15 protein-coding genes are annotated in these 13,465 nt (G+C 72.5%); 9 read left to right on the plus strand and 6 right to left on the minus strand.

Annotated features, from left to right (window positions below; genetic code table 11):
• Positions 1-291: 291 nt before the first annotated feature.
• Together ABZ809_RS10520 and ABZ809_RS10525 are read right to left on the minus strand one after the other, a co-directional pair.
• Positions 292-1,659 (minus strand): FAD-dependent oxidoreductase, encoded by a 1,368-nt coding sequence (locus tag ABZ809_RS10520; protein ID WP_357562202.1) that lies wholly within the window; start codon positions 1,657-1,659, stop codon positions 292-294.
• 88 nt (positions 1,660-1,747) lie between these two features.
• A complete protein-coding gene (locus ABZ809_RS10525) occupies positions 1,748-1,894 on the minus strand; it encodes a hypothetical protein (protein WP_357562203.1) in 147 nt (48 codons plus the stop codon).
• A 98-nt stretch (positions 1,895-1,992) separates the two neighbouring features.
• On the opposite strand from ABZ809_RS10525, the gene aroA reads away from it, so the two are divergent.
• Positions 1,993-3,288 carry a 3-phosphoshikimate 1-carboxyvinyltransferase gene (gene aroA, locus ABZ809_RS10530; RefSeq protein ID WP_357562204.1) on the plus strand — a complete coding sequence of 432 codons (1,296 nt, stop codon included), beginning with the start codon at positions 1,993-1,995 and terminating at the stop codon, positions 3,286-3,288.
• Positions 3,289-3,292: 4 nt separating this feature from the next.
• Here aroA and ABZ809_RS10535 read toward each other — a convergent pair whose 3' ends face one another.
• Entirely contained in the window at positions 3,293-4,699 is a 1,407-nt protein-coding gene (locus ABZ809_RS10535) for a PLP-dependent aminotransferase family protein (RefSeq protein WP_357562205.1), read from the minus strand.
• Here ABZ809_RS10535 and ABZ809_RS10540 point away from each other — a divergent pair.
• The 7 genes from ABZ809_RS10540 (at position 4,698) to ABZ809_RS10570 (ending at position 10,568) form a co-directional block, all read left to right on the plus strand.
• Positions 4,698-5,669, plus strand: coding sequence for a DMT family transporter (locus ABZ809_RS10540; RefSeq protein WP_357562206.1), 972 nt, complete (start codon positions 4,698-4,700; stop codon positions 5,667-5,669). The two genes, ABZ809_RS10535 and ABZ809_RS10540, sit on opposite strands and share 2 nt — an antisense overlap.
• Positions 5,670-5,706: 37 nt before the next feature.
• A complete protein-coding gene (locus tag ABZ809_RS10545; protein WP_357562208.1) occupies positions 5,707-6,237 on the plus strand; it encodes an SRPBCC family protein in 531 nt (176 codons plus the stop codon).
• A 328-nt stretch (positions 6,238-6,565) separates the two neighbouring features.
• A complete protein-coding gene (locus ABZ809_RS10550) occupies positions 6,566-8,647 on the plus strand; it encodes a cellulase family glycosylhydrolase (RefSeq protein WP_357562363.1) in 2,082 nt (693 codons plus the stop codon).
• A gap of 300 nt (positions 8,648-8,947) precedes the next feature.
• Complete coding sequence (locus tag ABZ809_RS10555; RefSeq protein WP_357562210.1) at positions 8,948-9,406, plus strand: DUF2975 domain-containing protein; 459 nt, start codon at positions 8,948-8,950, stop codon at positions 9,404-9,406.
• The gene (locus ABZ809_RS10560) at positions 9,406-9,612 is read left to right on the plus strand and encodes a helix-turn-helix transcriptional regulator (protein WP_026874506.1); all 207 of its coding nucleotides are present in this window, start codon (positions 9,406-9,408) and stop codon (positions 9,610-9,612) included. Before ABZ809_RS10555 ends, ABZ809_RS10560 begins: the two co-directional genes overlap by 1 nt.
• A gap of 50 nt (positions 9,613-9,662) precedes the next feature.
• The gene (locus ABZ809_RS10565) at positions 9,663-9,818 is read left to right on the plus strand and encodes a hypothetical protein (RefSeq protein WP_357562211.1); all 156 of its coding nucleotides are present in this window, start codon (positions 9,663-9,665) and stop codon (positions 9,816-9,818) included.
• Positions 9,819-9,872: 54 nt separating this feature from the next.
• Entirely contained in the window at positions 9,873-10,568 is a 696-nt protein-coding gene (locus tag ABZ809_RS10570; protein WP_357562212.1) for an ElyC/SanA/YdcF family protein, read from the plus strand.
• A 5-nt stretch (positions 10,569-10,573) separates the two neighbouring features.
• Here ABZ809_RS10570 and ABZ809_RS10575 read toward each other — a convergent pair whose 3' ends face one another.
• Entirely contained in the window at positions 10,574-11,308 is a 735-nt protein-coding gene (locus tag ABZ809_RS10575; protein ID WP_357562213.1) for a carbon-nitrogen hydrolase family protein, read from the minus strand.
• Positions 11,309-11,420: 112 nt separating this feature from the next.
• Positions 11,421-11,942 (minus strand): hypothetical protein, encoded by a 522-nt coding sequence (locus ABZ809_RS10580; protein WP_357562214.1) that lies wholly within the window; start codon positions 11,940-11,942, stop codon positions 11,421-11,423.
• A 160-nt stretch (positions 11,943-12,102) separates the two neighbouring features.
• Between ABZ809_RS10580 and ABZ809_RS10585 the strand changes: the two genes are divergently transcribed.
• The gene (locus tag ABZ809_RS10585) at positions 12,103-12,489 is read left to right on the plus strand and encodes a hypothetical protein (RefSeq protein ID WP_357562215.1); all 387 of its coding nucleotides are present in this window, start codon (positions 12,103-12,105) and stop codon (positions 12,487-12,489) included.
• 30 nt (positions 12,490-12,519) lie between these two features.
• On the opposite strand, the gene ABZ809_RS10590 is transcribed toward ABZ809_RS10585, so the two are convergent.
• Positions 12,520-13,308 carry an NAD-dependent deacylase gene (locus ABZ809_RS10590; RefSeq protein WP_357562216.1) on the minus strand — a complete coding sequence of 263 codons (789 nt, stop codon included), beginning with the start codon at positions 13,306-13,308 and terminating at the stop codon, positions 12,520-12,522.
• Positions 13,309-13,465: the final 157 nt, after the last annotated feature.

Below are 13,465 nucleotides of genomic sequence, written 5' to 3' on the forward strand. Positions count from 1 at the left end.
TCGTAGCGACGGCGGAAGGGTGCCGCAATGGTTTCGCCAGCGGCGACGACAGTGAGGATCGATGGCGTTTACGCAGGTGAAGGCGCTGATGCCGGTGGCCGGCTGTGACATTGACCATGCCGGGGCGGCCGGCTTCCGCACGCGCTTCTGCCTGTCGTTCTGCCGGCACCGCGCAGCGGCCCGTCGCGACGGATCAGGGTTCGATCACCGCCGCGCGGATGTTCCCGCAGACGTCACCGGGCACGGCGGCCCGGTCCATGACGGGTTCACCGACGGGACGTCGGGACCGGGCTACCTCGCCGCGCGGCGGTTGGCGCGCAGGGCGCCGAGGATCACGCTGGGTGTGGCCAGCGCACTCGGGTGTTCGCGCATGGAGACGACCTCGTTGAACCGCCGGGCGGTCGCCACGTCCGTGACGGTCGCCGCGACGATCTGGCGGCTGACCCAACTGGAGAACCGGTAGCCGCGCGGGTATGGCCCGTCGACGTGCGGCAGCGCCAGGTCGGCGGAGGTCGACATCGACCAGGCGGCGTCGACCACGACCTTCTGGAGGGCGAAGAACCGGCGCGCGGGAACGTCCAGGTCCGGGCCCGACCGCAGGTACGTCGACAGGCAGGCCGCGTGCAGGGCCGCCGCCGTCATCCCCTGCCCGTACACGGGATTGAACGAGGCGACCGCGTCGCCGACGCTGACGAGCCGGGCCGGGAACCGCGCCAGGTCGTGGAAGTTCCGCCGTCGACTGTCGGCGTGGCGGTAGGTCTGGACGTCGCCGAGCAGGTCGTTCCCGGCGACCTCGCCGAACTCCGGCGGGAACTGCTCCCGCAGCCGGCGCACGAAGTCCTCCGCGGTGCGCCCCGGACGGTTGTCCCCGTAGCCGGCCATCATGGCCATCCACCGGTTGTCCTCGATGGCGAAGAACGCGGCACCGGCCACGTCCGACGACATCCTCGGCGTGTGCAGTGCCATGACGACCGTACGATCCGGGGCGGCCTCGGGGCGCCGGAACAGGGCCGTGGCGTAGTTCAGGTTGACCGTCATCCGTTGCGTGACGGGGCGGTCCCAGCCAGCCTGCTCCAGCCACTCGGACAGCCGGCTCGAACGCCCCATCGCGTCCACCACGAGATCACCCGACTCGACGCCGGCGTCGTAGCGGACCCCGGTGGTCACGGCACCGTCGATCACCAGACCCGTGGCACGCGCGGTGATCGTCTTGACGTTGGGCAGTCGCAACACCTGCTGCCGGATCAGCCCTTCCAGCAGCGGTCGGCTGCCCGCCAGGCTGTCGGCGTCGTCGGGCACGACGACCTTCGGGCGGTTGTCGAGGTAGTTCAGCCGGGCCGCGGGCGGAGCCTCGATCGCCCCCTGGGCCAGGGCCTGTTCGCGGAATCCCGGAAAGAGGTGTTCGAGCTGGAGGAAGCCGCCCGGCAGCAACGCGTGCAGTTGCGTCCCCTGTGGCACGCCCGGCCGGGCGCCGGTCGCCTGAAGATCGTCCCGGTCGACGATGACGACGCTCTCGGCGTAGTCGGACAGCACCCGGGCGGCCAGCAGCCCCGCCACGCTGCCGCCGACCACGACGGCCCTGCCCAGGACCGGGGATGCCTGGTCGGGTGGCCGCACCGCGTTCAGCGCGGCGAAGACCCGAGCCGGGGAAGAGGACATGATGCGCTCCAAGGAGGACAAGATGTGGGCGTCTCGGGACCGGCGCCGTTCGCCAGCGGACCCGGTTCGGCTGAAAGGCTGGTGCCGATCAGAGCGGACGGTGGTCCGCGGGTTCCCCCACCGCCCCCGTGTCGCTCGCGACAGGCCTCGGCCGGGAGCCGAGCAGCCGTTCGTGCCGGGCCAGCGCCGTCGGGTGGTCGGTGACGGCAACTCGCGCGTACAGGTCGACGGCCATGCCGCCATGTTAGTTGAACGGTGCGCACGGGGTTCAATACCCTTCGCGTTCGACGCGGTGCCGCCCGGTCGCCGGACGGCCCACGGCCTGGATCGGCCGTGGGGGAGACTGTCTCCGTGCCGTCACTCGCCGAAGACCTGCCCGACGTCCTTGCCGTGCCACCGGTTGCGGCCCCGCCCGACGCGACGATCCGGCCGCCCGGATCGAAGAGCATCACCAACCGGGCGCTGATCTGCGCCGCGCTCGCCGTCGGGCGCAGCACGCTGTCGGGGGCGCTGTTCGCCGACGACACCCACGCCATGATCGGCGCCGTGTCGAGACTCGGCGCGGTCGTGACGACCGACGAGCCGGCCGGTGTCGTGACGGTGACCGGCGTGGACCCACGGCAGCTCGCGGATCCGGCCCTCGTCGATGCCCGGCAGTCCGGCACGACGTCACGGTTCGTCCTGCCCGCGGCGGCGCTGCGGCCGGGCCGGACGGTCGTCGACGGCAGCCCGCAACTGCGGGCCCGCCCGTTCGGCCCGCTCGTCGACGCGCTGCGTCAGTTGGGCGCGCAGGTCGAGGACGGGCCGCAGCCGGGATTCCTGCCGGTCGCGGTGACCGGCCCCCTGCGCGGCGGGCCGGTGCGGCTGCCCGGGCACCTGTCGAGCCAGTTCCTGTCCGGAGCGCTCATGGCGGGGCCGCTGATGCGCGACGGCCTGGCGGTGGAGCTGACCTCACCGTTGGTGTCCGTGCCCTACGTGACGATGACGACGGCGGTGATGGCGGCCTTCGGCGTGACCGTCGACGGGCTCCGGGTCGCCCCTGGCCGCTACCAGCCGACCGACTACGTGATCGAGCCCGACGCCAGCGCCGCCTCCTACCTGCTCGCCGCCGCTGCCGTGACCGGCGGTCGGATCACCGTCGACGGGCTGGGCACCGGCAGCATCCAGGGCGATGTCGCGTTCGCCGGGCTGCTGGAACGCATGGGCGCGCGGGTGGAGAGCACCGGCGACCGGCTCACCGTCGTCGGCACCGGCACCCTGCGTGGCATCGACGTCGACATGGCCGACATCTCCGACACCGCGCAGACGCTGGCCGCGGTGGCCGTCTTCGCCGACTCCCCCACCCGGGTACGCGGCATCGGGTTCATCCGGGGCAAGGAGACCAACCGCGTCGCCGCGATCGTGACGGAGCTACGCCGGGCTGGCCTCGACGCCGTCGAGCACGACGACGGGTTCACCATCCACCCGGGCACCCCGGCGCCCACCAGGTTCGCCACCTACGACGACCACCGGATGGCCATGAGCCTGTCCCTGCTCGGCCTGCGTGCCCCCGGCATCGAAATCGCCAATCCGGGCTGTGTCGCCAAGACCTACCCCGGCTTCTTCACCGACCTCGCCCGCCTCCGCTGACCGTTCACGAGGCCGCCGGCTGGCTGTCGAGAGCACGGGCGAGCCGGCGGACGGCCTCGTCCATGAGGTCCGGTGGCGCCGCCGCGTAGGTGAGGCGCAGGTGCGGTGCCGGGGGTTCGGCGGCCCACCACGGCCGGCCGGGAAAGACCACGACGCCTTCGTTGGCCGCGGCGGCGGCCAGCGCGACGTCGTCGGTGCCGTCCGGCAGGCGGGCCCAGAGGTGCAGGCCGCCACGCGGGACGGCCTGCGGGACGAGCGTCGGCAGGTGCCGCCGCAGCGCGGCCAGCAGTGCCGCGCGCCGTGCCTGTAGCACGGCGCGCACGGCGCGGTGGTGACGCGCCCACGCCGGGGAGGTGACGAACTCGAGCGTGGCCTGCTGGAGGGGGCCGGCCACGAAGAAGTCGTCGAGCAGTCGGCCGGCCCGCAGCCGGGCTCCGGCCGGCCCGCGCGCGCCGAGCGCGGCGACGCGGAGTCCGGGCGCGGCGGACTTGGTCAGCGAGCGCAGGTAGACCACGTGCCCGTCGGGGTCGTCGGCGGCGAGCGGGGGCGGGGCCTCGCCGTCGATGGTGAGGTCCCGGGCGTAGTCGTCCTCGATCAGGAACGCCCCGGCGTCGCGTACGGCGGCGGCGACCTCGGCGCGGCGCCGGGCCGCCAGGGTCGCGCCGCTGGGGTTGGCGTACAGCGGCTGGCAGTAGAACACCCGCGCGCCGGTGCGGGCGAACGCGGCGGCCAGTTGGTCGGGGCGCACGCCGTCGGCGTCGGCGGGAACGGGTGCCACCCGCAGCCCGGCCGCGCGGGCGGCGGCCACCGCGCCCAGGTAGGTCGGTGACTCGACGAGCAGGGTGTCGCCGGGAACGGCGAGCGCGCGGAGCGCGGAGGAGAGCGCGGCCTGCCCGCCCGGGCAGATCACCACGTCACCGGCGCTCAGCCCGCTGCCCGCCTCGCGGGCGAACCAGGCGCGCAGGTCCTCGCGTCCCTCGGCCGGGCCACGCTGCCAGGACGCGGGCTGCCGGGCGGCCCGGGCGAGCGCGGCACCGAGCGCGGCGGCCGGTTGGAGCGCCGGGTCCAGGTAGCCGCCGGACAGCGGTATCGCGCCACCGGGAGGCAGCGCGAGTAACGCCTGCATGTCATCCTCGCCGGAGCGGCGGGGGCCGAGCGCCACGGTCTGCCACGACAGGTCCGACGCGTGCTGCCGCGCGGGCGCGGCGGCCACGAAGGTGCCCCTGCCTGACCGCGCCTCGACCAGCCCCTGCGCCACGAGCTGACGGATCGCCTCGGTGACCGTCACCGGAGAGGCCTGGTGCCGCGCGGTCAGCTCACGCACCGACGGCAGCCGGTCCCCCGGCGCCGCGCCGGCCACGATCCCACGCAGATCTTGGATAACACGATCGACCGCGTTACCGTTACCCATGACGGAGAAGAGTAGCGCTACCGCACGGGGCGCGGTAACAGGGGATCGCTCCGGCGGGCTCGCCCTCGGCGCGCTCGGCGTCCTGGCGTTCAGCATGTCGCTACCCATGACCCGCGTCGCCGTGCAGTCGCTCGACCCCTGGTTCGTCGCCTTCGGCCGGGCCGTCGGCGCGGCGCTGCTGGCCTGGGCGTACCTGAGGTTCACCGGCGCGCCGCGGCCCGACCGCCGGCAGTGGCGCCGGCTGTCGATCGTCGCCCTCGGCGTCGTCGTCGGCTTTCCGCTGTTCACCTCGCTGGCCCTGACGACGCAGACCTCCGCGCACGGCGCGGTCGTCATCGCCGTGCTGCCCGCCATGACCGCGGTGTTCGCGGTGCTGCGCGCGGGCGAGCGTCCGCCGCCGCCGTTCTGGGTCGCGAGCGTCGGCGGCATGCTGGCGGTGCTGGCCTTCCTGTCGCTCACCGACACGGTGGGCGGTGCCCTGTCCCTCGCCGATCTGTACCTGCTCGCGGCAGTCGTGCTGTGCGGCCTGGGATACGCCGAGGGCGGCGCCCTCGCCCGCGAGCTGGGTGGCGCCCGCACGATCTGTTGGGCGTTACTGCTCTCGCTGCCCGTCACCCTGCCCGTCACGGCCGTGGCCGCCGCCGCCCGTCCGCCGCACGCCGACGCCGACGCCTGGGCGTCGTTCGGTTACCTCACCGCGGTCTCCATGTTCCTGGGCTTCTTCGCCTGGTACGCGGGGCTCGCCCGCGGGGGCGTCGCGCGGGTCGGACAGATCCAGCTCACTCAGCCCGTCCTCACCCTGACCTGGTCGGCGGTGTTGATCGGCGAGGCTGTCACGCCGGCCTCGGTCGGCGCGGCGTTCGTCGTGCTCGGCTGCGTCGTGCTGACCCAGCGCTACCGCAGCGGCCCGCCGGCGGCCGCCGTGACGTCAAGTCGGCATCGCGTCACCCTACGACGACGGCAGCGATGAGAGGATCTGGGCATCCGAGTACACAAAGGAGGGTGCTGTGCGCTACGTCGACAGCCCGGCAGTCGAGTGCGACCTCCACCTGGCGGCCGATCCCGCCCGGGTGTGGGAGCTGGTCACGGACATCGAACTGCCTCCACGGTTCAGTCCGGAGTTGCGCCGGGTGCGCTGGTTGGACGACCACCGGAGGGCGGCGCTCGGCGCCCGGTTCGAGGGGCACAACCACCATCCCGCGCTGGGCGAGTGGCGGACCATCTCGCACATCGTGCGGTTCGACGAGCCGCGGGCCTTCGGCTGGGTGGTGCTCGACCCGGACGACCGCTTCGGCGGCGGCCCGCCCGACCTCGACAACCCGGGCGCCACCTGGCAGTTCCGGCTCGTCCCCGAGCAGGACGGCTGCCGGCTGTTCCTCTCCGCCCGGATCGGCCCCGGCCGCACCGGGCTGAGCCTGGTCATCGACCGGGCGCCGGAGAACGAGGAACAGATCATCGAACGCCGGCTGGCCGCGCTGCGCGACGGCATGACCGCCACGTTGCAGGGCATCCGGGACCTCGCCGAGCAGCGGCAGTAACCGGCGGCGCGGCGGCCGTCAGGTGCACCCACGACGCCTGACCGGCCGCGCGCCCGCGTCCACCAGGTGACCCTGGGTCGGAGGAAAATCAGGACCAACGCCCCGGATTTCGCCGTGCGCGTGCGCGCCCGCTTCGTGAGCCTCGGTTCCGCATAGAGGTACACCGATTGACAAAGTTTGGAAGCCAAACTTAATCTGCGGTTCACGATCGGGTGCTGGCCGCGTGCGCGGTGGCGCCTGCCGCATTCCCGTCCCAGCGGAACCCCAGGCGAGGAGCGTCATGGCCGGAGTACGAGACACGATCAGAAGAACCCGGTGGCGGCTGAGCATGGTCACCGGCGTCCTCACCGCGCTGCTGGTGAGTCTCGGCATGACGTTCGCGGTGAGCGCGCACGCGGCGGCTGGCTGCGGGGTGGCGTACTCGGCCAACCAGTGGCCCGGCGGCTTCACCGCGAACGTGGCCGTGACCAACCTCGGCGACCCGATCAACGGCTGGCGTCTGACCTGGACGTTCCCCGACGGGCAACAGGTGACCTCGGCGTGGAACGCCACCGTCACCGCCGCCGGCGCCAACGTCACCGCCACCAACGTCGGCTACAACGCCGCCATCGGCACCAACGGCACGGTCTCCTTCGGTTTCAACGGCTCGTGGTCGGGCGCCAACACCGCGCCCACGTCGTTCGCCCTGAACGGCGTCACCTGCACCGGCGGCGTCGGCCCCACCACTCCCCCGCCCACCACCACTCCGCCGACGACCCCGCCGCCCACCACCCCGCCGCCCACCACTCCCCCGCCGACCGGTGACCCGATGGCCTACGTGGCCGCGATGCAGCCCGGCTGGAACCTCGGCAACACCTTCGACGCGGTCGGCAGCGACGAGACGGCCTGGGGCAACCCCCGGGTCACCGAGGCGCAGCTGGACGCCATCCGGGCGCAAGGCTTCAACAGCATCCGGATCCCGGTCACCTGGAGCAACCACCACGGGGCCGCGCCGGCGTACACGATCGACCAGGCGTGGCTCAACCGGATCAAGGAGGTCGTCGGCTGGGCCCTCGCCGACGGCTTCTACGTGATGATCAACATCCACCACGACTCGTGGCAGTGGATCAACGCGATGCCGACCGACCGGACCACCGTCCTCAACCGCTACAACGCGCTGTGGACCCAGATCGCGGCCGCGTTCCGGGACGCCTCGCCGAAGCTGCACTTCGAGAGCGTCAACGAGCCGCAGTTCGCCAACAGCTCCGGGGACGCCCAGAACGCGCAGCTACTGCACGAGCTGAACACGTCCTTCCACCGGATCGTGCGTGCCTCCGGCGGCAACAACGCCACCCGGATGCTCGTCCTGCCGACCCTGCACACCTCGTCGGACCAGGCCCGCGTCGACGAGCTGACCAGCACCTTCACCCAGCTCAACGACCGCAACCTGATCGCCACCGTGCACTTCTACGGCTACTGGCCGTTCAGCGTGAACGTCGCCGGGGGCACCCGGTTCGACGCCACCACCCAGAAGGACCTGACCGACGCCTTCGACCGGGTGCACAACGCCTTCGTCGCCAAGGGCATCCCGGTGGTGATCGGCGAGTACGGCCTGCTCGGCTTCGACCGGCACACCGGCACCATCCAGCAGGGCGAGAAGCTGAAGTTCTTCGAGTTCCTCGGCTGGTACGCCAAGACCAGGAAGATCACCACCCAGCTCTGGGACAACGGGCAGCACTTCAACCGGCTGACCTTCCAGTGGAAGGACCCGGAGCTGTTCGCGCAGGTCAAGTCGAGCTGGACCAGCCGTTCCGGCACGGCCTACGCCGACCAGGTGTACGTGCCGCGTACCGGCTCGATCACCGCCAAGACGCTCGCCCTCAACCTGAACGGCACCACCTTCCAGGGGCTCTACCAGGGCGGCACCGCGCTGACGCAGGGCACCGACTACACCGTGTCGGGCAGCCAGCTCACGCTCACCGCGAGCGCGCTGACCCGGCTGGTCGGCAACCGGGCGTACGGCGTGAACGCCACCCTGCACGCGCGGTTCTCCGCCGGGGTGCCGTGGCGGATCGACGTGATCACGTACGACCCGCCGGTGCTGTCGAACGCGACCGGGAGCACCACCTCGTTCGCCGTCCCGACCCAGTTCCGCGGCGACCAGCTCGCCACCATGGAGGCGAAGTACGCCGACGGCAGCAACGCCGGCCCGCACAACTGGACGTCGTTCAAGGAGTTCGACGTCGCCTTCACCCCCGACTACACCGGCAACCGCATCACGTTGACCGAGGCCTTCTTCGCGGAGGTCAACGACGGCGCCCGGGTGACCCTCACCTTCCACTTCTGGAGCGGCGCGACTGCCACGTACCACGTCACCAAGTCGGGCAGCAGCGTAACCGGCGCCACCGTCAGCGCCGCCCGGGTGGGCTGACCCCGCACCGGCGACCCCACGGCCGGAGCGGGCCGTGACCGCCAGCCGGTCACGGCCCGCTCCCGGGACGCACGAGGGCCACCTTCCCGCGAACGGGGAGGTGGCCCTCGTCCGTGGCGTTGTCCGGCCGGTCGGCAGCCCTGCCGGCGGCTGTGGATCCAGTGCCGCCCGCCGGCCCGGCTCCGGCACCGCCGCCACCCCTGTCGCCGGACGGCAACCGAGTCGTTACCGACGGTCGAACCGATTGACATTCGATAGGTTACGAGTGATAGTCGATGCATGTTGAACGAGCATCGAGCGGTGGCCCCGCTCAGAGTCTTCCTCGTGGTGCTGTTCGGGATCCTGGTCATGTTCCAGACCTTCTCGCTGCCCGGGCAGTTCGCACACATGGCGAAGGAGTCCCCGGACCTCGCCTACCTGAGATGGCCGATGACCGCCGTCTCGGTGTTCTGGGTGCTCTGCGTCCAGGTGGTGATCGTGTCCACCTGGAAGCTGCTCACCCTGGTCAAGAAGGACCGCATCTTCAGTGAGGCCGCCATGTCGTGGGTAAACGCGATCGTCTGGGCGATCGTCGCGGCCTGGGTGGTGCTGCTGGGCGTGTTCCTCTACTTCGGGTTCAAGGCCTCGGACCCCGGGCTGCCGCTCCTGCTGTTCCTGATGCTGATCGGCGTCGCCGTCCTGGGGCTCCTGATGGTGGTGATGCGCGCGCTGCTGCGGCAGGCCACCACGCTGCGCACCGACATGGAGGCGGTGATCTGATGCCCATCGTCGTCCGCATCGACGTCGAGTTGGCGAAGCGCAAGATGAGCGTCGGCGAGTTCGCCGAGCGGGTCGGGCTCACGCCGGCGAACGTGGCCGTGCTGAAGAACGGTCGCGCCAAGGCCGTGCGTTTCAGCACCCTGGAGGCCATGTGCCGGGTGCTCGACTGCCAACCGGGCGACCTGCTCGAGTGGGTCGACGAATGAACCGCCGTCACGACCGACCGGCGGAGCCGGCCGCACCAGGAGGGCTCCTGATGACATACCTCTTCGCCGTCCTCGCCGCAGCGCTCGGCGTCGCCGCCGTCGTGCACGGCGGAGCCGACGACTCGCCGGGCCTCCAGCTCATCGGCGTCGTTCTCGTCGTCGGCGCGATCGCGTTCGTCGTACGGGCGGCCCGCCGCCGCTCGTAACGGCAGGACGCCCTGGGGGTCAACGGCTCACGGGTGCAGCACTAGGCTGGACCGGTGCGCCCCCACCACCCGACCCCCAGGGTCGTGCGGGAAGCGGATCTCGCCGGCGTCAGCACCGGGCAACTCCTGGACGTGCTGAAGGCCCTCACGGTGATCCTGACCCTGCCCCGGTCGGCCACCGCCCACGTCGACACGCTCGTGGTGCTCACCGGCCAGGGCGAACAGTGGCGTCTCACCCACGCGATCCGTGACTGGGAGGCGGATCCGGGCCTCCGCCACCTGCTGGTGGCCAACGGCAACCCGGCCGAGGCGACCTACGTCGAGATCACGCTCGACCACCTGCGCGGCCTCGGTCTCCGCCGGGTCGACGGCGTCCAGATCCAGGCCGAGCCGGCCCCCAACACGGGCCTGCAGGCCGCGTGGATCGCCGACCAGGCCCGGGAGCGCACCAGTACGGGGCTCGCTCTCGCCGCTTCCCCCTACCACCTGCCCCGCGCCTACCTCACGGTCCTCAAGGCGCTCAGCACGAGCGGGATCCGCCTCCCCCTCGTCCCGGTGCCCGTGGCCGTTCCCCCGGACACACCGGTCCCGGAAACCGGAGCCACCGCCTACGACCTGGTGCCGGGAGAGGTGAGCCGCATCCTCACCTACATGGACAGGGGCTGGGTCGCCACCCTCGAGGAACTACGGCAGTACCTGCGGTGGCTCTGGAGTGAGCACCCGCCCTCCAGCGGGTTTCCGCAGCCGTAGCCGGGTCACGACGGCCCGTCCCGCAGCATGGCCGACGCGATCTCTCCCGCGGCCGGTCCCGCCTGCGCGAGCGTCCCGCCGCCGGGGCCCCAGATCGCCGAGCCACCCGCCGCCTCGTCGAAGCCCCCGCCGGTGGACCCGGCGAAGCTCGCCGTGGCCACCCACACCCCGCGGTCGGCGATGACGCGCCGGGCCCGCTCGGCCGGCACGTGGGCGTCGCGGGTGTGGTCGAGGACAGCGGCGACGTAGACGTCCATGCCCAGCGCCGCGGTGGCCGCGTCGTGCGCGGCGAACCGGGTGTCGCGGCAGATCGCCAGGCCCAACCGCCACCCGTCCACGTCGAGCACCGCAGGCCCGTCGCCGGGGCTGAACCGCTCCTCGGAGCGGTGCACGTGCACCTTCCGGTATGCCACCCGCGCGCCGACCCCGTCGACGGCCAGCATCGCGATGTGCTCGCGGCCCGCCGTGCCCCGGACCGGGGCGCCCACCAGCGCCGTCGCCCCCGTCTCGGCACACGCGGCGACGAGCGGCGCCAGCCTCGGGTCGTCGGCGGGGATCGGGGGCGCGTCCAGCTCGTACCCGGTCAGCGAGAGCTCGGGGAAGACCACCACCCGCGCGTGCGCGGCCCGGACCGCGTCGGCGTGCGCGGCCACGTTCGTGACGACGTCGTACGCCACGATCCGTGGTTGGGCGACGGCGACGACGAGCGGCTGACGCGGCACGGGCACTCCTGTGACCATGGGAAACCTGTCGAGCGGGTACGCGGCGGCCACCCCGCCTGGCGGCCACGACCCGGCGCGGCCCGGCCCGACCGGGGCACGCCACACGCCGTGCCCCGGTCGTTCGAAGCCCTCAGAAGATAATGCTGACTCCGGCCTTCTTACAGGCGGCGGTGATGTCCGCGCCGGCCTTCTCGAAGGCCGGGTTGTCGGCGGCCTGCGCCGGGTCCGCGGCCGCGGCCGCCTTGGTGGCCTCCGCCCCGAACTTCGTCAGCGCGGCGGCCACCTTGCTGTCGCCCCCGGCGGCGGCCAGCGTGGTGACCTTCTGCTCCAGCCCGGTCAGGATCTTCTTGAAGTCGGCCGACGACGGTTCCTTGCCGGACCCGACGATGGCGACGAGTTCCGCCTTCATCTCGTCGCTGGCCTTCTTCGCGGACTCGCAGAGCTTCTTGTCGCTCATCGTGGCCACGGCGGCGGACGGGGACGGCGCCGAGGAGGCGGAGGCCGATGGGGACGCAACCGTGGTGGTGGACGGGGTGACGGCAGGGGACGGGGAAGCGGCCGTGGTGGTCGCGGCGTCCTCCCCACCGCAGGCGGCAAGAGTCAGCAGGGCGGCGCACGCCAGCCCCGCGAAGGTGGCACGAGAGAGATTCACGGGCGCGCACGTTAGCCGATACGCGAGTTCTGATCAATTCCACGAGGGCCGCCCGGCGGAGGCGACATCCGGCCCGGCTACCTGCGGCCCGGCGGCGAGCGCGTCCGGCGCGCCGGATAGTCTGCGCGAGTGCGGGGGACGATGGCCCGGGGCAACCTCGATGGCTGACGCCGACGACGTCCGTCGGCTGGCGCTGGCGCTGCCCCACGTGATCGAGATGGACAGCGACGGCTTCGACTTCCGGGTCGCCGACAAGGGGTTCGTCTGGTCCTATCCCGAGCGCAGACCCGGTGCGCCCCGGATCATCCGGACCGACGTCGCGGTGCTGTACGTCGGTGACGAGGCGGAGAAGCAGGCGTTGCTCCTCGGCGAACCCGAGGTCTTCTTCACCACGCCCGCGTACGACGGGCTTCCCCTGGTCATGCTGCGGCTGGCGCAGGTGGACGTCGATCGCCTGGCGGAGCTCGTCACCGACGCGTGGCGCATGCGTGTCCCGGCGTCGCTCGTCGGCGACCTCGGTGACGGCACCGGGGCGGCAGCCCGCTGACGGGGTCGTCGCCCCGACGGGGCGGCAGCGTCACCCGTCGGTCTCCTCCCACGCGGCCGCGACCAACGCCGGGAGGATCTCCGCCGCGGGGCCGCGCAGGTTGATGGCGGCAACGGTGTCGAGCGGGGTGGGCTGCGGATTGACCTGGATCACGGTCGCGCCCGAGCGGGCCGCGATCCGGGGGATCTCGGCGGCCGGATACACGACGCCGGAGGTGCCCACCGCCAGCAGCACGTCGCAGGCGGTGGCGGCCTCGACGGCCCCGGTCAACGCCGTCTCGGGCAGCGCCTCACCGAACCACACCACTCCCGGGCGGACGAGCGCCGCGCACGACGCGCACCGGGGTGGCGGGATCCGGCGGCCCTCGTCCGGCTGCGCGGCCGGGCCGTCCGACGGGTCCTCGAAGGTCGCCGGGTGGCCCGCCGCCGCGACGCAGCGGGGCGTGAACAGGCTGCCGTGCAGGTGGATCGCGCCGCGCGTGCCGGCCCTCTCGTGCAGGTCGTCGACGTTCTGGGTGATGACGGTGCTGTCGACGGCCCGGCTCCCGATGGCGGCGATCGCCAGGTGCCCGGGGTTGGGCTGGGCGCGGGACACCCGCGCCCGCCGCCACTCGTACCAGCCCCAGACCAGGTCGGGATCGGCGTGGAACGCCTCCGCGGTGGCGAGCCGCGCGGCGTCGAAGCGCGCCCACAGGCCGGTGAGATCGTCACGGAAGGTGGGCACGCCGCTCTCGGCGGAGATCCCGGCGCCGGTGAAGACGACGACACGGCGGGCGCTGCCGAGAAGTTGTGCGGCTCGGCGGACCAGAACATCCTCCATAGGCGGAGATCCTGCCAGCACGCCACAACGGCCGGCGCGGCCCGGCTACGGGAGAAAGCCCGCTTCCCGGCTCCGCAGGTCACTTCCCCGGGATCCGGCAGGTCCTTCTGGTCCGTGCCATCGGCGCAGTGTAGGTAGGCACGCGGCCCCGACGGAA

The organism is Micromonospora sp. NPDC047074 (genome assembly GCF_040643815.1).
Lineage (GTDB): Bacteria > Actinomycetota > Actinomycetes > Mycobacteriales > Micromonosporaceae > Micromonospora.